Source organism: Streptomyces diversicolor (genome assembly GCF_057537855.1).
In genome coordinates this window covers 25025-49939 of sequence record NZ_BAAJXA010000046.1, presented here as the reverse complement: position 1 = coordinate 49939, position 24915 = coordinate 25025, and the positions used below count along the sequence as shown (strand labels likewise).

The following is a 24915-nucleotide window of genomic DNA, read 5'->3' as shown; positions in this document are numbered from 1 at the left end:
TGTTCGCCGTCCCAGCGGGACAGGGACGTCAAGTCTGGTCGTTCGCGGTGCTGCGGCGCACGTTTCACGCCGATCCGTGACGGTCCGGCAACAGCGCGCCGCCGGTGAGGCCGGTGCCGAGGAGACGTGTGACCTCCTCGGTGGCCTGGTCGGCACGGCGAGCGGCGGTACGCAGTTCATGCAGGCGGCGGAAGGCGGCGCCGTAGCGCTGCTGCTCGGCGAGCGGGAGCAGGGGAACGCGCAGGCGTCGCGGGTCGACCCGGACGAGGGAGGTGCCGGTGGCTGCGGCGTTGACGTTCTGCTCCGTCGCGAGGAACCCGGCCAGGAACCAGGGGTCGAGCCGACGCCGATCCGGGCGGAACAGCAGCAGGTGGGGTCCAAGCAAGCAACCTGCCTCGCCCGGTTCGACGACCCGGGCCCCGGCCGGGCGTCCGACGCGGAGGATCTCTGTGAGAAGCACGTCACTTGCCTGGACCAAGGGCAGGGTGACGCCGGTGGGAAGGTCCGCTTCCGTTCCGGAGGCGGGCCGGTTCTCGAAGACGTCGGCAGCCGTGAGCGCCGGTCGTGCGTCCGGTTCTGCTTCGGGCCGGGGCTTCGGCTGGCCAGTACGGGTCCGGCGGCCCGGGGGCGCGGTGTGGAGCAGGCTGAGAGCGCTGCCGCGCAGAAGGTCCGCGACTGTTGCGGTGCGCCAGTCGCGAGGCCGGTCGTCGGCCGGCGGCCAGTCGCCGTCGGTGCTGAGGCCGACCAGGTCCGTTGCCGCTCGATGTAGTTGGTCATACAGCTCCGATACCTGCCGGGCCAGCAGGGCGGGGCGGAGGGCTTGCCCGGAAGCCGTCCGAATGCGGCGGGCCGGGGTCAGGTCCACGGCCTCGTCCAGGAGGTCGGTGACCGGCATGGCGGCGGCGATGCCCGGGGCTCCTGTGTAGCCGTCCTGGTCGTCGAGGTAGGGCTGCCACGCCGAGAGCACGGTGTCGTCGACGCTCTTCCCGGCGAGATCTCGGCTCTCGGCCGCGGCGTCGACGAGCAGGACCGTCCCGGGGGCTTCGGCCCGCGGATCGGGTCGTTCCAGCACCCACAGGTGCAGGCCGATGTGGAGCGGGACCGCCGCACCGGGGGGGAGCGAGACGACCGCACGGAGGGCTCCGTCCCGTACCAGTTGAGCCCGGATACGCCGGCCGGCGGTGCGCTCCGCGACGGCGGGCGGCATGAGCAGTACGGCTCGGCCGCGGGGCGCGAGGTGGGCCAGGCAGTGCTGGACCCAGGCGAGCTCGGGCTCGCCCTTGGGAGGCACGCCGTAGGCCCAGCGTTGGTCGTACGCCAGATCGTCGTGCCCCCAGTCACGGACCCCGTACGGGGGATTGCACAGGACGGCGTCCACGGTGAGGCCCTTGAAGGCGTCGGAGCGCAGACTGTCCCCCGTACGCACGGAGATCGCCGCCTCGGGGGCACTCAGCCGAAGCCGCACGGCGGCCTGGGCGGCCTGGACGACCAGCACGTCCTGGCCGTGCAGTTCGCTCGCGCCCGTGGATGCCGCCGCGGCGAGCAGCGATCCCGTCCCGCACGCAGGGTCGAGAACGCTCGCGGGGAAGGCACCCGCGCTGTCGGTGAGGAGCCGGGCCATAAGGTCGGCCAAGGGACGCGGCGTGAGGTAGGTGCCGGTACTCCCCGTGTCCTCCGTCAGGCGTTCGGCCAGGACATCCGTTGCGGCCTCGGCACCATCCGTGACGACGCACCGCAACAAGGCCCTCAGTGGCCCGGTCGCGTCGAGGCCGTACGTGGCGTCCGCGATCCTAGGGATGTCGTCGGCTCCGTCGTCCGCAGCTGACCGGACCCATCGCAGCAGTGCGTCGTCACGCAGTTCGGGAAGGGCTTCGCGCTCGCTCCGGTCCAGCCGGGCAGCCGCGAGCACCACAGGGAGCAGGTGCAGGGCCAGTTCGCCGTCGCCGGGGTGAGTGCGCAGCGCGGTGCGAAGCCGATCCGCGGGTGTTTCCTCGGGGAGTTGGCCACGGGCGGAGAGCCAGGCGCGTACAGCGTCGAGGTCGTAGGTGGGGCTGGTGTCCGTGCCTCCCACAGGGGCCGGGAAGTCCGGATGCCGACGACGCCAGTTGCTCACCGTGGCGCGGGTGACTCGGGCTAGCCGGGAGATGTCGGCGGCGGTCACGAGGGCACTGGCCTGCTGGTTCATGGGCTCCTGCCGGGTGACGTGGGGGCGGGCGTGCTGGACGGCTCCACTCTATACCGACCCTTAACCGGTGTGAAGTATTTGACAGTGCTTTCAGTTCTCGCTCTACTGGTTGTGCTTTCACTCGGCTTCCCGGCGTCCCGGGTCTCCCGGGCTTCCCCCTGCCCACACCACGTCGATTCGAATGGAGCGGCACCATGGCCACCAGCACGTCCGGCACGTCCAAGCGCACCCTGTACCGACTCACGGGTGTCGCTCCCACGGTCGACGCCATGTTCGATGTCCTCGACCCGGCTCGGCTCGAAGCCGTTGACGCGGAACTGCACTTCCCCCAGGAGCGGTTGGGTGTTCCGGCGCTGCTGGTCACCGGCAGCTTCGAGCAGCCGGTCGCGAGTTGGTGCGACGAGATCAATCGCACGACCGGGTGCGAGGTGGCGCGGCCGGTGAACCGGTCGGCCGGGCTGCTGATGCTTGCGGTCGACGGTGAGGTGTACGCCGTCGGCTACGACCAGGGCTTCCGCCTGGTGCCCGACCGGGTCAAGGACCGGCGGTTCGGGCTGAGCTTCGTGATCCGCAGGGTGGACCCCGCCCAGATCCGGGACATGGTCTCCCATACGCCGGGCGGCGGCCGGACCGACATCACCCTCGTGCCCGGCGGCGCTCCGGTCTGGAGCCTGGGTGTCCAGGAACATGCGCAGATCGTGCGGCGGCTGGGCGGCCGGCTGGACGGGATCCAGCTGACGATCGCTCAGGACGACCGTACGAAGATCTCCAGCGTCGAGGGCGGCACCGGGCTGCGGATGCGCCTCGGTATCGACGCCGCGGCCCTGGTCGCGGACATCCGGGCCATCGCCCGTGTCGTGCGGGACGAGGCACCGGCTCCGGAACTGGAGTTCGTCGAGCACATCATTCCGGTCAAGGACGCCGGCCTCGTCACGCGGCTGGAGAAGCGGCTCGATGACATGCTGGGCGAGGTACCGGACGGACGTATCGCAGTCGCCGTCCCGTCCGAGCACTGGGACGACTACGGCGCCGCCAGGGCATTCGCCACCAAGGTGCACAGCCTGGAGGCACACCTCACCGACGACTTCAGCCTGGAGTACGTCCTCAACCGGGCCCGCGTGCAGAGGGCGGGAACGCGCTTCGCCGCGCTCCGTGACGGCACCGTCACCCTCTACACGCACATCCGGGCGGAGAAGGGCGACGTCATCTGGACGTCGAGCGTGCTGCGGTGGATCGAGGCGGAGGTGGCGTTCGGTGCCCGCCGGTTCTTCCTGCTCGACGGGCAGTGGTACGAGATCGGTGAGGTGTACCTGGAGATGATCCGTTCGCAGGTGGAGCGGCTCATCACCGGCACGCCCTCGGTCGACCTTCCGGCCTGGGTGCTCGGGGACAAGGAGCGGGACTACAACGAGTCGGTGCCCGACCTGCGGCCCGGGTACGTCTGCTTCGACCGTGACAACGTCCGGACCGCGCTGCACCGGGGCAACGGCGTGGAGATCTGCGACCTGCTGAGCCCGGACGATGTCCTGGTCATGGTGAAGCGGGCCAAGGGCTCCGACGCGCTGAGCCATCTGTTCGGTCAGGCCGTGGTCGCCGTTCAGACCCTGCTGCACTCGCCGGAGGCCATGGACGGTTTCGCCCGGAAGGTGGCCGCGGCCCGGCCGGGCCCTGCCGGACGGCTTCCGGCCGTCGAAGATCGTATTCGCGATCCTGCTGAAGAGCGGAACCGGCCTCACCGCCGACACGCTGTTCCCGTTCTCCCAGGTCACCCTCGTGCAGACGGCCAAGGTGCTGGAGGCGTGGGGCGTCGCCGTCGAGGTCATCGGGATCCAGGCCACGGCAGTGCCTCCGGGCCGGGCGGGAATCCGCCGCCTAGCCGCATAACGGGGCCCCAACTGAACCGTCCGGTCCGAAGGTACGCGGTGGGGCCGACAGGTCGTTGTCGCACGCGAGTTGGGGAAGGCGGGTGCCGTCGATGAACCAGCGCGGGACGGGCACCGCCTGGCGGGAGCAGCCCAGCGCACGCTTGCACCTCCGGATTGCGGCCGCGATGTGGTGATCGCGCAGCAACCGGGCCAGGTGCCCGGCGGTGGACCGCTTGACATCGAGCACCCCGGTGTAGGTGACACCGGTCGACACGTGAGGCCTTCGGTCAGAACAATCCATCGCAAGATCGTTCCTACCAGGGTCCTTACGCCTGCCCGGACTTGAGGACCTCATGGGCGGCAGCGCAAACCTCGCGATCACAACGAGCGACGGGCGCTTACTGGGAAAGAATCAGTTGCCGTGCCGTACCGCGTAGATCATGACCCAGGCCAGGATGTGGATGCCGAACAGGAAGTACGCGAGGAAGTACCAGACCTGGCGCTCGTTCTTCGTCTCCTGGGCGAGCCGGCGCTTCTCGGCGGCGCGCTCCGGCGAAAGCTCCTCGGACATCAGCGCTCCCGGTGGACCTTCGTGTTCGACGCCTGGGCCCGCGGACGCAGGATCAGCAGGTCCACATTGACGTGGCTGGGCCGGGTCACCGCCCAGGCGATGGTGTCCGCCACGTCCTCCGCGGTGAGCGGCTCCGCCACGCCCTCGTACACCTTCGCCGCCTTCTCCGCGTCGCCGCCGAAGCGGGTCAGCGCGAACTCGTCCGTCCTGACCATGCCGGGCGCGATCTCGATGACGCGGACCGGCCGGCCGACGATCTCCAGGCGCAGGGTCTCGGCGAGGACATGGGCGCCGTGCTTCGCGGCGACATAGCCCGCGCCGCCCTCGTAGGTGCCGTGGCCCGCGGTGGAGGAGACCACCACGACCGTGCCGTCGCCGCTCGCCTCCAGCTTGGGCAGCAGCGCCTGGGTGAGGTTGAGGGTGCCGATGACGTTCGTCTCGTACATGGCGCGCCACTGGGCCGGATCACCGGTGGCGACCGGGTCGGCGCCGAGCGCCCCGCCCGCGTTGTTGACCAGCACCCCGACCGTCTTGAAGGCGGTCGCGAACTCGTCGACGGCGGCCCGGTCGGTGACGTCCAGCGGATAGGCCGTCGCCGCGCCCCCGGCCGCTTCGATCTCCTCGGCCAGCGCCTCGATACGGTCCTTGCGGCGGGCCGTGAGCACGACCCGGTAACCGGCGGCGGCCAGCGCACGGGCGGTGGCGGCGCCGATTCCGCTGCTCGCACCGGTGACGACGGCGATGCGGGAGGCGGCGGGCGGTACGGCGGTGGCCATGGGCTGCTCCTCGGGCGGGCGGAGGCGGGTCTGCGCCCAGGGTAGGTGACGGCCGCCGCCGCCCGCCGCCCGGTGCCTGGGCGGCGGATCAGCCGGCGTCGCGCGGCGCCCACATGATCACGGCCATCCCGACGAGGCAGATCAGCGCGCCGGCGAGGTCCCAGCGGTCGGGCCGGTAGCCGTCGGCGACCACACCCCACAGGATCGAGCCGGCCACGAAGATCCCGCCGTAGGCGGCGAGGATGCGGCCGAAGTGGGCGTCGGGCTGGAAGGTGGCGACAAAGCCGTAGGCGCCGAGGGCGAGCACGCCGCCGGTCACCCACAACCAGCCGCGGTGCTCCCGGACGCCCTGCCAGACGAGCCAGGCGCCGCCGATCTCGAAGAGGGCGGCGACGACGAACAGGGCGGCGGAGCGGAGGATCAGCATGCGTGCAGCTTGGCATGCACGGTGTCACCTGATGGACGGCGCCTGCCGCCCGCCGCGCGTGGCATACATCCCTGCGTACGCCATGACGTGATACCGGATCGCACGACGGAGTGGGTGGCATGCGAAGGACGAGGGTGCTTGCTGTGGGGGGCGCCGCCGCGCTGGCGGTCGCCGCCGCGGGGCCCGCCGGGGCGGCCGGGGCGCCGGAGGCGGACCTGGCGTACCACGGGTCGGCGGTGCTGACCGGAGACCGGGTCGACATCCGGCTCACACCGCGCAACCACGGGCCGTCCGCGGTGCCGGGCGCGAGCGTGCAACTGCGCTGGTCGGTGCCGCTCGCGGACCGGCAGGAGCTGCCGGCCGGGTGCGCGCGCACGGGCGAGCGGGAGCTGGTGTGCGGGACGGGGCCGCTGGCCGAGGACGGGGTCGGGGAGCAGATCCGGCTCGTGGTGGCGCTGCGGGACCGGCCCGCGGAGGTCACGGTGGAACTCGACACGGTGTGGAACGGCGGCACATGGGACCGCGACCGCACCAACGACCGACAACGGCTGCTGATCCTGAACACCGGGGACCCGTACGCCTTCTGACCCGGTACGCCCCGCCGCACGACGCGCACCACCCGACGGCACGGACGAAACAGCGCCGATGCGACAGCGCGCTCAAGAAATCCGGACGATGCGCCCCGCGCGGAACAGCGCGGAGCGAAGCGCAAACGGGCAGCGCGGAGCGAACCACCCGAGCACAACGGCACGAGCAGGCAGCGCCGGCCGAACAAGCCCGAGCGAAGGAGCGCAAGCAGGCAGGGCCGGCCGAACAAGCCCGTGCGCAGGAGCACGAGCGGGCCGCGTGGCGCGAACAGGCCCGTGTGCAGGAGCGTGAGCGGGCAGCGCGGAGCGAACAGGCCCGTGTGCAGGAGCGTGAGCGGAATCGCGGATGAAAGGGAGCGCATGGCCGGGAGCGGGAGTGCGCGGGGGCGGCTGCTGGCGGAGCTGTCCACCGTCTCCCGCCGGTACATGGCCTCGTACGCCCTGTTCAACCAGGCCGTCGCCGACCACCTGGGCCTGCACCCCACCGATCTGCAGTGTCTGAACCTGCTCACCCTGGAGCGGGCGCCGGTGACGACGGGCCGGGTCGCGGAGCTGACCGGGCTGACGACCGGGTCGGCGACCCGGCTGGTGGACCGGCTGGAGCGGTCGGGCTATGTGGTCCGGGAGCGGGACGCGTCCGACCGGCGGCGGGTGCTGGTGGCGACCGTGCCGGAGAGGATCGCCGAGTTCGGGCGGGCGTGGGAGCGGCTCGGCGGCGACTGGGCCGCTCTCTTCGAGGACCTGGACGACACCGAACTCGCCACGATCGTCCGCCACATGAGGCGAACGGTGGCCTTCAGCACCGCCCGGATCAACCGCCTGCGCGAGACCCGCCCCCAGCCCCCACCCGGCAAGTGAAACCCGGCCGCACTCCCCGCCCGGCAGCTGACGCCCGGCCCCAGCCCCCACCCGGCAAGTGAGACCCGGCCGCACTCCCCGCCCGACAGGTGAAACCCGGCCGCGCACTCCCCGCCCGGCAGGCGAAACCCGCCCCCAGCCCCCACCCGGCAAGTGAGACCCGGCCGCACTCCCCGCCCGGCAGGTGAGAGCCGGCCCCAGCCCCCACCCGGCAAGTGAGACCCGCCCCCAACCCCGCCCGGCGGCTGACGCCCGGCCGCACTCCCCACCCGGCAAGCGAAACCCGCCCCCAACCCCACCCCGCAGGCGAAACCCGGCCCCAACCCCCACCCGGCAGATGAAACCCGGCCCCAGCCCCCGCCGGGCAGGCGAAACCCGCCCCAGCCCCCACCCGGCAGGCGAAACCCGCCCCCAGCCCCCGCCGGGCAGGCGAAACCCGCCCCAGCCCCCACCCGGCAAGTGAGACCCGCCCCCAGCCCCCGCCCGGCGGCTGACGCCCGGCCGCACTCCCCACCCGGCAAGCGAAACCCGGCCTCAGCCCCCGCCGGGCAGGCGAAACCCGCCCCCAGCCCCCACCCCGCAGGTGAAACCCGCCCCCAGCCCCCGCCCGGCGGCTGAGGCTCGGGCGCCCGGTCGGGGGCCGCGGCGTCAGCCCTTCACGCACACGACCTGCTTCAGCTTCGCGACGACCTCCACCAAATCCCGCTGCTGGTCGATGACCCGCTCGATCGGCTTGTAGGCGGCCGGGATCTCGTCGACCACGCCGGAGTCCTTGCGGCACTCCACGCCACGCGTCTGCTCCTCCAGGTCCTTGGTGGAGAAACGGCGCTTGGCGGCATTGCGGCTCATGCGCCGACCGGCGCCGTGGGACGCGGAGTTGAAGGACTTCTCGTTGCCGAGGCCGCGCACGATGTAGGAGCCCGTACCCATCGAGCCCGGGATGATCCCGTACTCGCCGGAGCCCGCGCGGATCGCGCCCTTGCGGGTGACGAGCAGGTCCATGCCCTCGTAGCGCTCGCGGCTCACGTAGTTGTGGTGGCAGCTCACCTCGGGCTCGAAGGTCACCTTGGCCTTCTTGAACTCCTTGCGGACGACCTCCTTGAGCAGCGCCATCATGATCGACCGGTTGTGCCGCGCGTACTCCTGTGCCCAGTACAGGTCGTGTTCGTACGCCGCCATCTGCGGGGTGTCCGCCACGAAGACGGCGAGGTCGCGGTCGACCAGTCCCTGGTTGTGCGGAAGGCTCCGGGCGACGTCGATGTGGTGGTCGGCGAGTTCCTTGCCGATGTTGCGGGAGCCGGAGTGCAGCATGAGCCAGACGGAGCCGTCCGTGTCGACGCACACCTCGCAGAAGTGGTTGCCGGAGCCGAGCGTGCCCATCTGCTTGCGGGCCCGGTCCGCCCGGAACCTGACCGCGTCCGCGACCCCGTCGAACCGTCCCCAGAACCCGTCCCACTGCGCGGTGCCGAGGCCGTGGAAACGGGACGGGTGGACGGGGTCCTCATGCATGCCGCGGCCCACCGGAATCGCTTCCTCTATCTTCGAGCGGAGCCGGGACAGGTCCCCGGGCAGGTCGTTCTCCGTCAGCGAGGTCTTGACCGCCGACATGCCGCAGCCGATGTCCACGCCCACCGCGGCCGGGCACACCGCGCCCCGCATGGCGATGACCGATCCGACCGTCGCGCCCTTGCCGTAGTGGACGTCCGGCATCACGGCCAGGCCCTTGATCCAGGGCAGCGTGGCGACGTTGCGCAGTTGCTGCAGCGCGCCCTCCTCGACCGTGGCGGGGTCCGTCCACATGCGGATGGGGACCTTGGCGCCCGGTATCTCCACGTACGACATGTCTTCCTCATTCCCCCGAGAAGAATCCCCCGAGAAGTCAACAAAAGCCTTGGAAGCGACACACGGCAAAATTGACGCCCAGGTCGGTGAAAAGCGACAACGGACCGGCGTGTACGGCAGCGCGTGCGATACACATTGTCTCCAGGGGGCGCCCCGCTGCGGCAAGCGAATAACCAGCGGGGACACTGGAGAACCGAACGCACCGACACCGTCGAGAGGACCCTGACCGTGCAGCGGAAGGCGTACGCAATCGGCACCGCCGCCCTCCTCGCGGCGCTGCTGACCGGCTGCACCGGCGGGTCCGGTGACAAGGGGTCGACGGACAACGCGAACCCGGGCGACACCGGCGCGGCGACCGCGGCGGCCCAGCCCGGCAAGTACCGCACGCTCCCCGAACCCTGCGGCGTGGTCGGCCGCGGCACCCTCGACTCCCTGTTGCCCGGCATCAAGCAGATCGCCGACCAGGACCAGCGGGCCAAGGCGTACGAGGGCACCGCGACCCTGACGTACGACACCGACCGCAAGGTCGGCTGCCGTTGGAAGGTCGAGTCCGCCGACGCCACCGACCACCTCCTCGTCGACTTCGAGCGGGTCGTGTCGTACGACAACGCCGTCAGCGACGACAGCCAGGCGCACAACCTGTTCGCGGCCAAGGAGACGGCGGCCGACCTGCCCGAGCCCACCCTGACCACCTCCTCCTCCGCGCTCGCGGCCGGCGGCGAAGCGACCGCCGACGCCTCGCCCGGCAACTCGCCGTCGTCCTCGGCCTCGTCACAGTCCCCGTCGTCGTCTCCGTCCCCGTCCGGCTCGTCCTCGGCCGGCGCGTCCGGCGGTGGCGCCCCGACCGACCTCCAGCCGCGCGTGCTCGACGGCCTGGGCGACGAGTCCTTCCTCGACGACCAGCTCGGCGGCTCCGGTTCGACGGCCGCGCGACGGACGGTGACTGTGGTGTTCCGCACGTCCAACGTGATCGTGACCATCGAGTACGCGGAGCAGCCGACGACCGTCGGGGTGAGCCCGGACAGCAAGGAACTGCAGGACAGGGCGCGGAATCTGGCCGCGCAACTGGCCGGCTCGCTGAGCGGCTAGCCGCCCCCTCGCCCGCTCCGGTGCCGCTGCGCAAGGCGCGCGAACCGGAACCGCACCGCTCCTTCACCGCGTACCGTGGCCCCTCGGACCCGATCCGACCGCAGGAACACCAGCGTCATGAGTGAAGGAACCATGCAGCGAGCAGCCCAGCGAGACGACCACCGTGATCAGCGTGACCGGCGAGCGGGGAGGCTCGCCCGAGCCCTTGGCTGCGCGGCCGCCGCTGCGGCGGTGCTCGCCGTCGCCGGCTGCTCCTCGGACTCCGGCTCCCAGGGCGGCACGGCCGAGCGGTCCCCGAGCGGCGGCACGGCCGGCACCTCCGTGAGCCCGTCGCCCACCGTGCAGGCCGCCGCGTACCGCAAGCTGCCGGAGTCGTGCGCCGTGCTGTCGAAGAAGACGCTCGGCGAACTCGTCCCGAAGGGCACGACGTCGGGCAAGGAGGGCGGCTCCGACGACACCTCCTCCCGGGCCAGTTGCTCCTGGACCAGCCTGGACGACAACGGGGTGAAGGGCTCCCAGTTCCGCTGGCTGAGCGTGTCCCTGCTGCGTTTCGAGTCGGACACCCACCGCGGCCCGGCCGACGAGCAGGCACAGGAGTACTACGCCAAGCAGGTCCAGGACGCGCAGGCCGTGGAGGGCGCCAAGAACGTCACGTCGAAGCCGCTCACCGGGGCGGGCGACCAGGCGACCGCGGTGCGCTACGACCTGAAGAAGAAGGAAGGCGCCTTCAAGCAGCAGACGATCGTGGCACGCGTCGAGAACGTCGTCGTCACCCTCGACTACAACGGCGCGGGCCTGGCCGGCGAGAAGACCCCGAACGCGGACGATCTGGCGAAGGCCGCGCAGAAGGCGGCAAAGGAGGCCGTGGCCGCGGTGTCGTCGGCGAACGACGGGGGCGGCTCGTCGTCCGCGTCCCCCTCCAAGTCGCCGTCCGGGTCGCCCTCGAAGTCGTCGTCCGCGTCGCCGTCCGCGTCCGAGTCGGGCAAGAAGGGCTGACCAGCGGCCTGCTGACGGACCGGCGCCACACGCGCCGCACACATGTGCCACCCTGTTGCGCGCAACCACACGCAAGGGGAGGGGAGTCGGGTGGCCCGGCCAATCCAGCTGACCCGGATGCACCGCGTTCTCATCGGCGTGGTCGTGACCGGCGCCGTGATCATCGCCGGCATCGGCTTCGCCGGTTCCTACGCGGCCGTCCGCGAGCTGGCCCTCAAAAAGGGGTTCGGGGATTTCTCCTACGTCTTCCCGATCGGCATCGACGCGGGCATCTGCGTCCTGCTCGCCCTGGACCTGCTGCTGACGTGGATCCGCATCCCCTTCCCGCTGCTGCGCCAGACGGCCTGGCTGCTGACCGCGGCGACCATCGCCTTCAACGGCGCGGCGGCCTGGCCCGACCCGCTGGGCGTGGGCATGCACGCGGTGATCCCGGTGCTGTTCGTGGTCGCGGTCGAGGCCGCACGGCACGCCATCGGCCGCATCGCCGACATCACGGCGGACAAGCACATGGAGGGGGTACGCCTCACCCGCTGGCTGCTCTCCCCCGTCCCGACGTTCCTGCTGTGGCGCCGCATGAAGCTGTGGGAGCTGCGCTCCTACGAGCAGGTGATCAAGCTGGAGCAGGAACGCCTCGTGTACCAGGCGCGGCTGCGCTCCCGCTTCGGCCGGGCCTGGCGCAGGAAGGCGCCGGTGGAGTCCCTGATGCCGCTGCGGCTGGCCAAGTACGGGGTGCCGCTCGGCGAGACCGCCCCCTCGGGCCTGGCCGCGGCGGGCATAGAACCGATTCTGATAGCCGCGGCGCCCCCGCAGCCGGAGCTGCCGACGGCCGGCGTCCCCGGCGTGGCCGCGGCTGCTGTCCCCGTCCAGCGGCCGCCGGCGCACGACGACGAGCGGCACTCCGGGCCGGTCGAGCAGGACGCCGGGCAGCCGGAGGCGGCGCAGCCCGAGGCCGCGCAGGACCCGGAGCAGAGCCCCTGGTTCCAGAAGCACCCCCAGCACGTCGACTACCAGGGTGGCTACGACCCCTCCTTCGACCCGGGCGACCCGGGCGATGCGGCGTACGGCCCCCAGTACGGCCTCGACGAGCAGTACGAGCAGCAGTGGTTCGAGGCCCAGCAGTACCCGGACCAGTTGCCGGCCGACCGGTACCAGGAGCGCCCCCAGAACCAGCAGGCCACCGGCCCGTACCAGGAGCGGCCCGTAAACCAGCAGGCCACCGGCCCCTACCGGGAACAGCCGTACTACCAGGAACAGCCCTACCCTGAGCAGCACCAGGAGCCCGAACCGCCCGCCCCCTCCCCCGAGGACACCGGCAGCTTCCCGATCCCGGTGGGCCCGAACCGCACCCGGGAGCTGGGCGAGGGCGGCGGCACCCCGGCCGCGGAGCCGGACGAGGACGCGTACTACCAGGTCTTCAAGAAGTCGATCAACGGCAGCTACCCGACCCCGCGCGAGTTCGGCGACAACGTCGAGGCCGAGTTCGGCAGATCGCTGCCCTCGGACGAGACCAAACGCATGGTCAACCGCTTCACCAACCGCCACACCGCGGAACTCGAAGAGGACCACATCGCCTGAGCCCCGCGACCACCACGCGACCGACGAGGGGACCCGCTGCGTACGGACCCGCCCACCGGGACACGCCCGGCACGGACGGACACGGCACGGGGGCGCCCGGTGTGCACCGGGCGCCCCCTCGTCAGGGTGCCGGGGTCACTCGCCGAGCAGGGCCCGGACGCGGTCCTGGCCGACCGCCAGCAGCAGTGTGGGCAGGCGCGGCCCGGTGTCGCGGCCGACCAGCAGGTGGTACAGCAGCGCGAAGAACGACCGCTGGGCGGTCTTGATCTCCGGCGGCAGCTCCTTCGGCGTCGCGTCGGCAGGGAACCCGGCCTGCACCTTGGGCACGCCGTACACGAGGTGGGTCAGCCCGTCCAGCGACCAGTGCCCGGCCAGCCCGTCCAGCAGCAGCCGCAGCGACTGCTGCCCCCGCTCGTCCAGCGACTTCAGCAACTCGGCGTCGGGCTCCTCGCGCACGATGGTGCGCTGGTCGGCCGGGACGTGCGTGTTGATCCACGCCTCGGCCTTGTCGTAGCGCGGCCGGGCCTCGTCGAGCGAGCCCAGCGGATCGGCCGGGTCGAGTTCGGACAGGATGCGCAGGGCCTGGTCCTGGTGGCCAGCGGTGATGTCGGCGACCGACGCGAGCGTGCGGTACGGCAGCGGACGCGGCGTCCTCGGCAGGTCGCCGGCCGCCGTGCCGACGGCGCGCGTGTAGGCGGCCACGTCCCCGGGGAGCGCGGCACCCTCGGCGACCTTGCCGGCCAGCTTGTCCCACTCGTCGTACAGACGCTGGATCTCCTGGTCGAAGGCGATCTTGAAGGACTGGTTGGGCCTGCGGCGGGCGTACAGCCAGCGCAGCAGCTGCGGCTCCATGATCTTCAGCGCGTCGGCCGGGGTGGGCACGCCGCCACGGGACGACGACATCTTCGCCATGCCGCTGATCCCGACGAAGGCGTACATCGGCCCGATGGGCTGCTTGCCGCCGAAGATCCCGACGATCTGGCCGCCGACCTGGAAGCTGGACCCCGGCGAGGTGTGGTCGACGCCGGAGGGTTCGAAGACGACACCCTCGTACGCCCAGCGCATCGGCCAGTCGACCTTCCACACCAGCTTGCCGCGGTCGAACTCGCTCAGCCGGACGGTCTCCGTGAAGCCGCAGGCACCGCAGGTGTACGTGAGCTCGGTGCTGTCGTCGTCGTACGAGGTGACCGTGGTGAGGTCCTTCTCGCAGTTGCCGCAGTACGGCTTGTACGGGAAGTAGCCGGCGGAGCCGGAGCTGCCGTCGTCCTCGCTCGCCGCGCCTGAGCCCTCCGCGGCCTCCAGCTCGGCCTCGTCGACCGGCTTCTGCGACTGCTTCTGCGCCTTCGGCTTGGTCCGGTACTGCGCGAGGATCGCGTCGATGTCACCCCGGTGCCGCATCGCGTGCAGGATCTGCTCGCGATAGGCGCCGGAGGTGTACTGCGCGGTCTGGCTGATCCCGTCGAACTCCACGCCCAGTTCGGCCAGCGACTCGGTCATGGCGGCCTTGAAGTGCTCGGCCCAGTTCGGGTACGCGGAGCCGTGCGGCGCGGGCACGGACGTCAGCGGCTTGCCGATGTGCTCGGCCCAGGACTCGTCGACGCCCGCGATGCCGGCCGGGACCTTGCGGTAGCGGTCGTAGTCGTCCCAGGAGATCAGGTGCCGGACCTCGCGGCCGCGGCGGCGGATCTCGTCGGCGACCAGGTGCGGGGTCATGACCTCACGCAGGTTGCCCAGGTGGATCGGGCCTGAGGGGGAGAGGCCGGACGCGACGACTACCGGTTTGCCCGGGGCCCGACGCTCCGACTCCTCGATGACCTCATCCGCGAAACGGGAGACCCAGTCGGTGGTCTCGGTGCTCTGAGCCACGATCGGCACGTCCTTCTTTCTGAACGGTTGACACCCCATTGTCACAGACCGCCTTGCGACCGCGAAAACCGCTTTACCCCCCGTGGGATACTGACGGAGACCATCCATCCCCACGAGGAGAACGGCACCCCTTCCTATGGCCTCGGTCACGTCCCTCAGCGACTCCGTACAGCAGCGTCTCGCGGCGGCCCTCTCGGCGGCACTGCCGGACGCCGACTCCGCGGACCCGCTGCTGCGACGAAGCGACCGGGCGGACTTCCAGGCCAACGGGATCCTGGCGCTCGCCAAGAAGGCCAAGGCGAACCCGCGGGAGCTGGCGGCCGAGGTCGTCTCCCGGGTCGTCACCGGTGATGTGATCGAGGACATCGAGGTCTCCGGGCCCGGCTTCCTGAACATCACCGTCGGCGACGGCGCGATCACCCGGAACCTCGCGCAGCGGTACGCGGACGAGGCGGGCCGCCTCGGCGTGCCCCACGCCCCCGACCCCGGTACGACGGTGATCGACTACGCCCAGCCGAACGTGGCGAAGGAGATGCACGTCGGCCATCTGCGCTCGGCCGTCATCGGCGACGCGGTGGTCCAGATCCTGGAGTTCACCGGCGAGACCGTGATCCGCCGGCACCACATCGGCGACTGGGGCACCCAGTTCGGCATGCTCATCCAGTACCTGGACGAGCACCCGCACGAGCTGGACCACAAGGCCGACGAGAGCACCGCGGTCTCCGGCGAGGAGGCGATGTCGAACCTCGACCGCCTCTACAAGGCGGCGCGGGGGCTCTTCGACTCCGACGAGGAGTTCAAGACGCGGGCCCGGCGCCGGGTGGTCGACCTCCAGGCCGGCGAACCGACCACGCTCGCCATCTGGCAGCGGTTCGTGGACGAGTCGAAGATCTACTTCTTCTCGGTCTTCGAGAAGCTGGACATGGAGATCAGCGACCCGGACATCGTCGGCGAGTCCGGGTACAACGACATGCTGGCCGAGACCTGCCGCCTGCTGGAGGAGTCCGGCGTGGCGGTCCGCTCCGAGGGCGCGCTCTGCGTGTTCTTCGACGACGTCAAGGGCCCGGACGGCCAGCCGGTCCCGCTGATCGTGCAGAAGTCCGACGGCGGCTACGGCTACGCGGCCACCGATCTGTCGGCGATCCGGGACCGCGTCTTCCACCTGAAGGCGGACACGCTGCTGTACGTGGTCGACGCCCGCCAGTCGCTGCACTTCCGCATGGTCTTCGAGACGGCCCGCCGGGCGGGCTGGCTCAATGGGGACGTGAAGGCGCGGCAGCTGGCGTTCGGCACGGTCCTCGGCAAGGACGGCAAGCCGTTCAAGACGCGTGCGGGCGAGACGGTCCGGCTGGTCGACCTCCTGGACGAGGCGATCGACCGGGCGACCTCCGTCGTCCGCGAGAAGGCCGAGAAGGTGGGCCTGACCGAGGAGGAGATCGTCGAGAACGGCCGGTACGTCGGCATCGGTGCGGTGAAGTACGCGGACCTGTCCACGTCGGCGGTGCGGGACTACAAGTTCGACCTCGACCAGATGGTCTCGCTCAACGGCGACACCTCGGTCTACCTCCAGTACGCGTACGCCCGTATCCAGTCGATCCTGCGCAAGGCGGGCGACGCCCGCCCGGCCGCCCACCCGGAGCTGCCGCTGGCGCCGGCGGAGCGCGCGCTGGGCCTGCACCTGGACCAGTTCGCCGAGACGGTCCGCGAGGTGGCCGCGGCGTACGAACCGCACAAGCTGGCCGCGTACCTGTACCACCTGGCCACGCTGCTGACCACGTTCTACGACCAGTGCCCGGTGCTGAAGGCCGACACCCCGGAGCAGCGGGAGAACCGCCTGTTCCTCGTGGACCTCACGGCCCGCACACTGCACCGCGGCATGCGCCTGCTGGGCATCCGCACACCCGACCGACTCTGACCCGCGCCACCGCGCCCAGCCGCGCACGGCCCCCGCCGGACCCCGTTCCGGCCGGGGGCCGTTTCGTCATGTCCGAGAACGCGCACTCACCGCGGGACGAGCGCGTGCCGGGCCCGGTGGATGACGTTCAGAGCGTCCGCCCCGTACACCGCCGACTCACGCAGCGTCTCCCAGGCCCGCAGGTAGGTGTCCACGCTCGCCCGGTCATCGATCCACAGTTCCGCGTGCCAGTTCTCGACGATCACCTGCCGGTCGTCGTACAGCCAGAAAGCGGTGGACGGGGGGATCTTCACCGACGCCGACAGCGGGACCATCCCCAGCTCAACAGTGTCCAGACCGATCGTTCCCGCGAGGCGATCGAGCTGAGCGGCGAGAACTGCGGGCGGGCACACGAGGACGTGCAGGGCCGCCTCCCAGAGCAGCAGGTGAAACCGCTTCGAGGAGTCGTAGAGGGCCTGCTGTCGCAGCATCCGGGACCGGACCGCTTCCTCGGTATCCCTCGGCGACCGCTGTAGCTCCGCGTACCTGGTGAAGATGGCTCGGGCGTAGTCCGGTGTCTGGAGGATGCCGAAGATCATGGAGGTTTCCCAGCCGCGGAACACCGTGGCGTCCGTGTGGGCGCTCAGGTGTGTGTCCTGTACCGCCCGGTGCCCGGCAGCCAGCTGTCGGCGCCACGACCGGATGTGGGACTCGAAGCCGCGCAGTCTGGCGAGGAGTTCGTCGTACGCCTCGGGCCGGCCCACTGCATCGGCCCACTGGCGCAGGTCGTCGGGCGTGGGCGTCTGGCGCCCGTTCTCCATCCTGGACACCTTGGACTTGTTCCACGAGCACAGGACGGCGAGCTGCGTGCCGGTGAGCCGGCCGCCAGGGGCCGAGAGCCGCAGTTCGCGGAGCCGCACTCCGAGTGCTTCTCGTGCCTGCTGATAGTCCGTGCTCACCGGTGCGCCCTTGCCTTACTCCGCGGTCGACTCGGCCGCGAACTCCTCGTACGGGATGGCATCATGCATTGCCGCGTCGCGGGCCTGGGCGTACCGCAGCACCGCGGCGGGTTCCGTGATGAGTTCGACGCTGAGCAGCTGGTCGTCTGCGTCGAAGTCGAGGAGCGCGACAAGCCGCGAGTCGAACAGCCAGAAATCTTCGCCGGGCAGCGCCACGCGGTCAGCGTCCGCTCGCCGCAGACTGTAGATCGTCTCGCCCACGCTGCTGTTGCGCCGCGCGTTGTCGAGGAGGTACAGCTGGCCAGGCGTGGGTGGGCTGTCGATGATCCTCACCCGCTCGAAACGCTTACCGAGCCCGGTCTGCTCACGCCGCTCGGCGCACCACTCGGCGTCGGCTCCCTCCCAGTCGACGGCCTCTCCACGGGTGAACTGCCGGTAGGTCTCGGTCTGTTCGTCAGATGCGTACCGGCGGCGTGACTCCAGGCGCCACGCCGTGTGCTTGAACTGGGTAAAGAGCTGGTCGAACTCGTCAAGTCCGATGATGTTCGGCACGCGGGTGACCTCCTTGGGACCGAAGTCCACGAGTACTTCGCGTGGTACCACGATGGGGACTTCGCCCTCGCTCAGGTGGTGCAGTTGGCCGATGTCGGCGGGGTCCGTGAGGGGCGGACCGTGCACGATCACCTCGCCGCTGTCCAGGTCTTCGTGTACGGACGGGCAGCCGTTGACGCCGCTGCCCGTGCCGTTGAAGCGCAGTCGTCGTGCCATGACCAGTTCCCTTTCGCCTGAGGACTGATCAGCTCAGCCTGTCCGAGGTCCGCATCATCCGTCACCGGCTCGCAGGGGTCCTTGTCAGCAACATCGCGCAACGTGCTGTATGCGTCAAGCAACTTCGCGCAACCTCTGTGGTTCGAGAGCAGGCCCGCTGCCTACCGTCCTGTTCATGGCCACAGCAGGCGAATGGGAAGACGTCGATCCGTTCACGGCGGTCGAGTCTCTGCGAGCGGCACTCGATCAAGCCGGGATCGTGCTGCCGTCCCTGTCCGTGGATCCGGCGTCACCCGCCCTCGCTCAGATCAGCTGCTCGGCCGGGCGTGCGTCTGGCGCACCACGCACCCCACCGCCGGCGCCGTCATGAGCCTTGGCGCACGCTGCCGGCCTAGGGAAGGAGCGGCGCCCGCTGGTACCCGCGCGGCTGCCCGCCGTGCGTGCGTGCCGAGTCCCGCCGGTCGCCGCCCTCCCAAGGCAGGTCCGGCCTGTGCTCCTGGTGCAAGGGGCTCGGCGACGATGTGCGCCTCGTCCAGGTCAGGACGCAGTCTCCGGGCCCGTCCAGGCCGCCCTGTACGCCTGCGCCGGGTGCCGGAAGAGGAACCACGTGATCCCGCTCGCCGATCGCCCATGCCCCTCGCGGCACGAGCCACCGCCTGTCGCGTCACTGACCTATGCCCAGTACTCGGGGTGGGCCTGCTGCTGGTGCGCCAGGACTCTGCTCGACGTGTTCGGCGCCGTGTCCGCCGGCGTCGCCCGCGGCCAGGAAGGCGTGCACGTCCTCGACGTTGAGGTGTACGCCTGCCCCGACTGCGCCCGTAGCCACACCCCGGACGTCCCCTCCACCCCAGAAAGCTCCGCGGCCGGCCCCGCCGGCAGCGGGGCGGCTGCCCAGTACCGTCCCCATGAGCCGGACAGCCGTTCACCCCTCCCACGCAGGCAATTGGTCACCACCAGGAGACGGCCGCCACTATGGCGGATCTCCTACCGGAAAGGGTCCACCGATGAAGCGACTCATCACCCCCCTGTGGCGTGCGATCCGAGGCCCGCTCCAGTGGCGCGTCCTCTGGTTTGCCCACGCCAAGTTCATGGTCGGCGTGACCGGTGTCGTCCGCGATGACTCCGGCCGTGTCCTGCTGCTCCGCCACCGCATGTGGCCGCCCGAAAGGCCATGGGGGCTCCCCACCGGCTACGCCGACAAGGGCGAGGAGTTCCAGAAGACCATCGTCCGGGAGGTGAAGGAAGAGACCGGCCTGGACGTCAAGGTCGGCCGCCTGGTGCACCTCAAGAGCGGCTACAAGCTGCGCATTGAGGTCGCCTACGAAGCGCTCGTTGTCGGTGGCTCCCTCGCTCTCGACACCTTCGAGATCCTGGAGGCCCGATGGGTCACACCTACGGATCTGCCGGAGGGGATGCAGGAATCCCACCGACAGCTCATCAACGGCACCACGACCTGAACCTGTTCGCGCCCAACGAGACCCTGGTCGGCGACCGGACGGCGGTAGCCGACGCGCTCACCGCGTGGCGCGACGACCTCTCGCCGCTGACCAGCAGTACCGAGCACTCCGCGCACGTCTTCCGCACTCTCTCCGACCGCCTGGAGGCGTGGGAGGACGCCGGCCTGGACACCGCACTCGTGCGCAGCGGACTGCGCCGTGCCCGCATCCGGTACGCCGAGTTCGGCCTCGACCAGATGGTGCCCCTGGACCGCATACTCGTCGGCGCCGAGTCGACACGCCCCGGCGCCTGGGGTGGATTCCACCACCCGAACCAGGGCTACCGGCATATGCAGATGGCCGCCGTCATCACCATGTACGGCCCGATGGACCGGGCAGTCCCGGCCGATCCCGGTCTGGCAATGCTCGACGTGGTACGGGCTTACGCGCACGACTGTCTGCACTACGGGTCTGCTCGCCGGTACGTCCTCGTCGACGGGAAGGTGATGCGGACGCAGTACGGCATCAACTGGCGCCGCCCCGATGGGCGCTCGTACTCGGCGGCCGACCCGCACGACGCCCCGCACACCCGCAACCTGGGTGTCGTCATGGAAGGAGCCTGCGACCGGGAGGCCCGGCGCGTCACGCGGTACGTCGCCGGCCGGTTCGGCGTCACAGGTCCCGACTCTCCGAGCGATCCGGGATGGTGGGCCTACCGGGACGTGACGGGCCGACTCGGCGCTGCCATGGACCCCGGAGACCTCAACGGCCTGACCAGCGGCGAAGCAGGCGCCTACGTCAACGCGCTGTGCCGCTACGAGAAGGGCGTGAACCACCGGTACGAGCTGTGGCTCGCCGAGTTCGGCGGGGGCGAGCCTGAAGCCCTGCACGACCTGGTCGTGGCCGCCATCGTCAGCGGTGACGCGATCCGGCTGTGCCGGTGGCTCGACGACCGCCACGGTCCGGGAGCGTTCAGCGCCATGTTCCAGGCCGGAAGCTACCTGGCACCGCAGCAGACGCCCAGCAGCCACGAGACACGTCCGGTAAGCGGGCAGCCCGCGGTGTGACCTGCCTCCCTGCAACCCACGGCCGCCCCGTCCTGCGTGCTGGAGGGCGGGGCGGCCCACTGTCCCCTGCCCCTTCGGTGATCACGGCCGCCGGGCTGGATGGAGCAGAACTCGGTTCTGGCGTGCACGCTGATCTCGCCCAGTCGGGCGTTCCTCTGGGCGGCGGTGAGGCTCTGGACGGTCCGGGTCGTCAAACCGCCCCGAGAGCCGCGGCTACAGCCTCTCGCAGTACGGGCGGGCTTACCCAAGGCGGCGGCCATGTCCGCAAGGGAGGTCATGGCCACCTCGGGCAGTCCGCATGCCGTGAAGGTCGAGAACGCGGCCAGGTCCGGCGCGACGTTCAGAGCGAACCCGTGGCTTGTCACGCCGCCGCGCGTTCCAGTTCGCGCTCGGGCGACCCCGCCCCGAAAGGCACACGCCCTCTGCCGCTCGGGCGGCAGGGCTATTTCGTCATGCCGGACATGAACAGGCAGCAGAGTCCTCACACGGAAATGGCCCCGCCTCATACCCTGACAGTGCGACCTGTTCAGAGATTGGGGCCAGACCGTGCCATCTGATGCCACCTCGGACCCGTACGCCGACTCGGTGCGCTTCGGCCAACGAGTGCAGATCCTCCGCGAACGCCGCGGAATGACCCAAGCCCAGCTCGCCGACCTCGTAGCGCTCTCACCACACACCCTCCGCAAGATCGAGAACGGGCAGCAGAAGGCCCCCGGCCTCGACATGGTGCTGCGGATCGCCGAAGCCCTACGCGTCGGCGACCTCGCCGATCTGACAGGCCACCCGGACATGCACGTCGACCTCTTCATCGGCCCCGGCCACCCACGCCTCGCCGCGGTCAAGGCCGCCATCGACACCTTCACCCTGTCCTCAGACACCGAGCCGCCGCCCGTGGCGCACCTCGAAGCCCGCCTGCACGCCGCGTGGAAGGAACGGCACGCGGCGAAGAACCACCGCGAGGCCATCGGCAAGCTGCTGCCCGACCTGATCCGCGACGGCCAGGCCCTCGTCCGGCACGCCGACACCGCCAATGAACGGCGCGCGGCGCAGGCCCTGCTCGCCGAGACCTACAGTCTCAGCCAGTTCTTCATCGCCTACCAACCGGATGCCGCCCTGCTGTGGCGCGTCGCAGAGCGGGGCATGGTCGCGGCCCAGGACTCCGGCGACCCGCACACCATCGGCGTCGCCGCCTGGCTGCTCGCGCAGGCACATCGCGACTCCGGGGCGCGGCACTTCGACGCGGCTGACGCCATCAACCTGGAGGCTGTCCGGTTCCTGGACCCGCTGCTGCCGGACGCGAGCGACGATGTCCTCGCCATCGCCGGCGCCTTGGAGTTCGAGCTCGGCTACACCGCGGCCCGCCGGCGGGAGACCGGCACCGCGTGGGGGCACTGGGACAAGGCCAAGAAGATGGCGAACCGACTGCCAGCCGATTACTACCATCCCGTCACCAGCTTCGGCCGGGCCGTGATGGGCGCTCACGCGGTCACCGTAGCGGTGGAGTTGCGCCAGGGCGGCGAGTCCGTACGGCAGGCTGCGAAGGCCGACACGACCGTGATCAAGTCGCGTCCGCGGCGGGCTCGGCACCGGATCGAGGAGGCCCGCGGCTACCAGATCGACAACCAGCCGGACGTGGCGGTCGCTTCGCTGGAGAAGGCGTTCGAGGCTGCGCCGGAGACGATCCGGTACAACGGATATGCACGGGCGATCCTGCTGGAAGAAGTGGAGTCCACGCAGGCTGCTCGTCGTCGGCGGGCGGCGGAGCTGGCGGCGAAGGTTGGCATCCTCGCTGCTTGAGGTGTAGCGACCGGATTCCGGTCGGCGGTAGTACGCGCGGGCTTCTACGGTCACAGGTGTGAGACGGATCACCGTGACCGCGGAGGAGTGAACCATGTCGAGCGAAACCGTAAACGTGCCGCCGACCGAGGTCCTGGACATCTTGGGACTGCCCGACGTGGACAGCCTGGACGAGGCCCCGGGGGCCGGCCGCGCACGCATCTGGTGCGACCGGCGTCTGACGATCGAGACGGCTGTCGACCTCGGCGAGCAGAAGGCTGACGCGGGTACGTGCTTCCCGCGCGCCTACCGGAAGTGCGTCGCCGACCGTGCGCACCGCGGCCTGTTCGCCCACAGGCCCGTGCACGACCTCTGCGAGACGAAGGCGACAGCCGCCAAATGCATCGTCGGCCGCGGCTTTGGTCCTGGCCGCCCTCATGGGTGCCCTCGTGGCCGGTATCGGCCGCTGACCTCATGACCGGCTCCGGTCGCTCGCGCCCCAGGGGGCGACCGGAGCCTCCCAGACTCCCGCCGGCTTCCCGCTCCCGTCTCTCCCCCGCGGGGGCCGGCGGGCCCGCCACCCTCGTCTCGACAAAGGAAGGTTCTCGATCGTGTTGCCTCCGGCACCGCCAGGTGTTGTCCCGTACATCGCCGGATGGAGTGAGGAAAGGCTCCTGAAGTGTCCGATCGTCCGCCGCCGCGTGGTCCCGGGGATCGCGTACGCGGATGAGACACCGTACGACCGCGACAGCTTCGGCGTGCTGTGGGCCCGCTACGCCCTCCGGCCCAAGCGGCGCCGGGGCAGCCCACAGCTCCGGAACGTCCACCCCTACCGGCAGCGCCGCGCCATGCTCAACATGATGTGCCAGGTCTGCTCCCGCATGCCGCCGGACCCGCACGGCCCGCACCTCTTTCTCCTGCGGGACAGCGTCGGCGCGATCCGCGAAGGGGAACGCACGACGAGCCCGCCGGTGTGCGTCCCCTGCGCCGGGATCTCCATCCAGCTCTGCAACGCCCTGCGCCGCGGGCAGTTCGTGGCGGCATGGGCGAGACGCGTACCCGCGTGGGGCGTCGTCGGCCCCCTCCACCACCCACAGACGCTCCAGCCCATCCCGGGCGCGTACATGGAGCAGGTGAAATACGGCTCACAGTGGGCCCCCTGGGTCCGGGCCGCCCGCACGATGGTGGAACTGCGCGGAGTGACACCGGCGGACCTGGACCGCGAGTTCGCGGCCCTCGGACGCGACCGCCTGGAGGAGGAGTTCACCCGGATCGCGACGCTGCTGAAGGTCGCCTGCACCTGATACACCCGCCTCGGGCCGGTCGCGGCGAAGTGACCGGCTTCCCATGCCGCCGGACCCGCATTCGTTCCGCGTGGGCCCGGCCCTCGAAGTCCATCGCACTCCCCGAACTGGGGTGTTGCGACGACCACTGGAACTCAAGACGTTCCGGTGGGGGCCGTCGGCGTTGTCAGTGCCTCACCTTAAAGTCGCGGTATGGCGACTCTTCCCAACCCGCTGCCCAAGCTGGCGGCCGACCCGAGCGGGCGTTCCCTGGGGCTCCGGCTCCCGCCCGGGAGACTGATCGACGCGACGGACGACGGGCCCTGGCCCCAGCCCCTGCTGTGGCACGCCGACAAGTCGGCCGCGCCCGGCAGTTGGGCGGCGCTGGGCGCACCGGCCGGCCGGGTGGGCCTGCTGCCCGTGCTCCTCGAACTGGGCGGCTCCCAAGGCGGCCCGGAGCGGTGGCAGTTGTCCCCGGCGGAGACCTCGTACCCGGGGGACCATGACGCCGAGGACGTGCTCGCGGAATGCTGGGAAGCCATGGTCGACGACGAGGAGGAGGGGTTCGATCCCGAACTGGCCCGGCTCCTTGCGCCGTTCGGGGCGGACTGGCCCGGACTGGCTCCCGCCGGGTCGCTCACCGTCGAGCCCGGGGTCTGCGCCGCCCGGGTCGCCGACCTGCTGAGCGGCGCCGACGCGGGCGGCCACGCGCACGCCGCCTTCAAGGACCCGCATCTGGCGCTCGTCCCGGCCCGCCGCTCCGCCGACATCCCCGCCGCCATCGGCTGGAGCGGCCCGGTCAACCATGAGAACGACGTCGCCCGGCTCTGCGCGGTGCTGCGCTCATGGGAGGACCGCTTCGGGATACGGGTGGTCGCCCTCGGCTTCGACACGCTGGTCGTCTCCGTGGCCGCACCGCCCGCCACCCGGGCCGAGGCGCAGGCGCTGGCCGCCGAGCACTTCGCGTTCTGCCCGGACAACCTCACCCAGAACGGCCCCGGCAACCTGGCCGACTACGCCGAAACCCTGATGACGGAACGCACCTGGCCCTTCTGGTGGGACTGACCTTCGACCCCGCTCCCACGGCACCGCGGT

At 70.9% G+C, this 24915-nt stretch carries 22 protein-coding genes and 1 pseudogene; 13 read left to right on the top strand and 10 right to left on the bottom strand.

The genetic code is table 11. From position 1 onward, the window contains the following. Nucleotides 1-64 precede the first annotated feature (64 nt). Nucleotides 65-2185, bottom strand: a complete 2121-nt coding sequence (locus AC27LF_RS37585; protein WP_479661054.1) for an N-6 DNA methylase — start codon at nucleotides 2183-2185, stop codon at nucleotides 65-67. Nucleotides 2186-2379: 194 nt separating this feature from the next. Here AC27LF_RS37585 and AC27LF_RS37580 point away from each other — a divergent pair, with 194 nt between their 5' ends. Continuing rightward, complete coding sequence (locus AC27LF_RS37580; protein WP_487227831.1) at nucleotides 2380-4164, top strand: TIGR04141 family sporadically distributed protein; 1785 nt, start codon at nucleotides 2380-2382, stop codon at nucleotides 4162-4164. Here AC27LF_RS37580 and AC27LF_RS37575 read toward each other — a convergent pair. The 4 genes and pseudogenes from AC27LF_RS37575 to AC27LF_RS37560 form a co-directional block, all read right to left on the bottom strand. Continuing rightward, nucleotides 4115-4351, bottom strand: a pseudogene (locus tag AC27LF_RS37575) (hypothetical protein); the annotation flags it as partial. The gene AC27LF_RS37580 and the pseudogene AC27LF_RS37575 sit on opposite strands and share 50 nt — an antisense overlap. A gap of 111 nt (nucleotides 4352-4462) precedes the next feature. After that, a complete protein-coding gene (locus tag AC27LF_RS37570; protein ID WP_479661055.1) occupies nucleotides 4463-4621 on the bottom strand; it encodes a hypothetical protein in 159 nt (52 codons plus the stop codon). Then, entirely contained in the window at nucleotides 4621-5397 is a 777-nt protein-coding gene (locus AC27LF_RS37565; RefSeq protein ID WP_479661056.1) for an SDR family NAD(P)-dependent oxidoreductase, read from the bottom strand. Before AC27LF_RS37565 ends, AC27LF_RS37570 begins: the two co-directional genes overlap by 1 nt. 88 nt (nucleotides 5398-5485) lie before the next feature. Further along, nucleotides 5486-5824, bottom strand: coding sequence for a YnfA family protein (locus AC27LF_RS37560; RefSeq protein ID WP_479661057.1), 339 nt, complete (start codon nucleotides 5822-5824; stop codon nucleotides 5486-5488). A 119-nt stretch (nucleotides 5825-5943) separates the two neighbouring features. Between AC27LF_RS37560 and AC27LF_RS37555 the strand changes: the two genes are divergently transcribed. After that, nucleotides 5944-6411, top strand: coding sequence for a hypothetical protein (locus AC27LF_RS37555; protein WP_479661058.1), 468 nt, complete (start codon nucleotides 5944-5946; stop codon nucleotides 6409-6411). A gap of 360 nt (nucleotides 6412-6771) precedes the next feature. Further along, entirely contained in the window at nucleotides 6772-7269 is a 498-nt protein-coding gene (locus AC27LF_RS37550; protein WP_479661059.1) for a MarR family winged helix-turn-helix transcriptional regulator, read from the top strand. Between the two features lie 648 nt (nucleotides 7270-7917). Here AC27LF_RS37550 and AC27LF_RS37545 read toward each other — a convergent pair. After that, nucleotides 7918-9111 (bottom strand): RtcB family protein, encoded by a 1194-nt coding sequence (locus AC27LF_RS37545; RefSeq protein ID WP_479661060.1) that lies wholly within the window; start codon nucleotides 9109-9111, stop codon nucleotides 7918-7920. 228 nt (nucleotides 9112-9339) lie between these two features. Between AC27LF_RS37545 and AC27LF_RS37540 the strand changes: the two genes are divergently transcribed. From AC27LF_RS37540 to AC27LF_RS37530, 3 genes are all read left to right on the top strand, one after another. Further along, nucleotides 9340-10200, top strand: coding sequence for a DUF3558 domain-containing protein (locus AC27LF_RS37540; RefSeq protein ID WP_479661061.1), 861 nt, complete (start codon nucleotides 9340-9342; stop codon nucleotides 10198-10200). Between the two features lie 117 nt (nucleotides 10201-10317). Continuing rightward, on the top strand, nucleotides 10318-11196 hold the full coding sequence (locus AC27LF_RS37535) for a DUF3558 family protein (protein ID WP_479661062.1): 879 nt from the start codon (nucleotides 10318-10320) through the stop codon (nucleotides 11194-11196). Nucleotides 11197-11286: 90 nt separating this feature from the next. Next, the gene (locus AC27LF_RS37530) at nucleotides 11287-12771 is read left to right on the top strand and encodes a DUF2637 domain-containing protein (RefSeq protein WP_479661063.1); all 1485 of its coding nucleotides are present in this window, start codon (nucleotides 11287-11289) and stop codon (nucleotides 12769-12771) included. Between the two features lie 135 nt (nucleotides 12772-12906). Here AC27LF_RS37530 and lysS read toward each other — a convergent pair whose 3' ends face one another. Further along, a complete protein-coding gene (lysS, locus tag AC27LF_RS37525; RefSeq protein ID WP_479661064.1) occupies nucleotides 12907-14646 on the bottom strand; it encodes a lysine--tRNA ligase in 1740 nt (579 codons plus the stop codon). A 127-nt stretch (nucleotides 14647-14773) separates the two neighbouring features. On the opposite strand from lysS, the gene argS reads away from it, so the two are divergent. Further along, nucleotides 14774-16552 (top strand): arginine--tRNA ligase, encoded by a 1779-nt coding sequence (gene argS / locus AC27LF_RS37520; RefSeq protein WP_479661065.1) that lies wholly within the window; start codon nucleotides 14774-14776, stop codon nucleotides 16550-16552. Between the two features lie 86 nt (nucleotides 16553-16638). On the opposite strand, the gene AC27LF_RS37515 is transcribed toward argS, so the two are convergent. The 3 genes from AC27LF_RS37515 to AC27LF_RS37505 form a co-directional block, all read right to left on the bottom strand. Then, the gene (locus AC27LF_RS37515; protein WP_479661066.1) at nucleotides 16639-17490 is read right to left on the bottom strand and encodes a helix-turn-helix domain-containing protein; all 852 of its coding nucleotides are present in this window, start codon (nucleotides 17488-17490) and stop codon (nucleotides 16639-16641) included. Between the two features lie 15 nt (nucleotides 17491-17505). Continuing rightward, entirely contained in the window at nucleotides 17506-18258 is a 753-nt protein-coding gene (locus AC27LF_RS37510; protein WP_479661067.1) for a DUF6879 family protein, read from the bottom strand. 664 nt (nucleotides 18259-18922) lie between these two features. Beyond that, entirely contained in the window at nucleotides 18923-19084 is a 162-nt protein-coding gene (locus AC27LF_RS37505) for a hypothetical protein (protein WP_479661068.1), read from the bottom strand. A gap of 178 nt (nucleotides 19085-19262) precedes the next feature. Here AC27LF_RS37505 and AC27LF_RS37500 point away from each other — a divergent pair, with 178 nt between their 5' ends. The 6 genes from AC27LF_RS37500 to AC27LF_RS37475 all read left to right on the top strand — a co-directional run bounded on the left by AC27LF_RS37500 (nucleotide 19263) and on the right by AC27LF_RS37475 (nucleotide 24885). After that, complete coding sequence (locus AC27LF_RS37500; RefSeq protein WP_479661069.1) at nucleotides 19263-19715, top strand: NUDIX domain-containing protein; 453 nt, start codon at nucleotides 19263-19265, stop codon at nucleotides 19713-19715. Beyond that, nucleotides 19640-20761 carry a hypothetical protein gene (locus tag AC27LF_RS37495; RefSeq protein WP_479661070.1) on the top strand — a complete coding sequence of 374 codons (1122 nt, stop codon included), beginning with the start codon at nucleotides 19640-19642 and terminating at the stop codon, nucleotides 20759-20761. The genes AC27LF_RS37500 and AC27LF_RS37495 overlap by 76 nt, the downstream gene beginning before the upstream one ends. Nucleotides 20762-21307: 546 nt before the next feature. Continuing rightward, nucleotides 21308-22558: a helix-turn-helix domain-containing protein gene (locus tag AC27LF_RS37490; protein ID WP_479661071.1), complete on the top strand. Its 1251-nt coding sequence runs from the start codon at nucleotides 21308-21310 to the stop codon at nucleotides 22556-22558. A gap of 94 nt (nucleotides 22559-22652) precedes the next feature. Then, the gene (locus AC27LF_RS37485; protein WP_479661072.1) at nucleotides 22653-23015 is read left to right on the top strand and encodes a hypothetical protein; all 363 of its coding nucleotides are present in this window, start codon (nucleotides 22653-22655) and stop codon (nucleotides 23013-23015) included. Nucleotides 23016-23238: 223 nt separating this feature from the next. After that, nucleotides 23239-23841: a hypothetical protein gene (locus tag AC27LF_RS37480; RefSeq protein ID WP_479661073.1), complete on the top strand. Its 603-nt coding sequence runs from the start codon at nucleotides 23239-23241 to the stop codon at nucleotides 23839-23841. 192 nt (nucleotides 23842-24033) lie between these two features. Continuing rightward, nucleotides 24034-24885, top strand: coding sequence for a DUF4253 domain-containing protein (locus AC27LF_RS37475; RefSeq protein WP_479661074.1), 852 nt, complete (start codon nucleotides 24034-24036; stop codon nucleotides 24883-24885). Nucleotides 24886-24915: the final 30 nt, after the last annotated feature.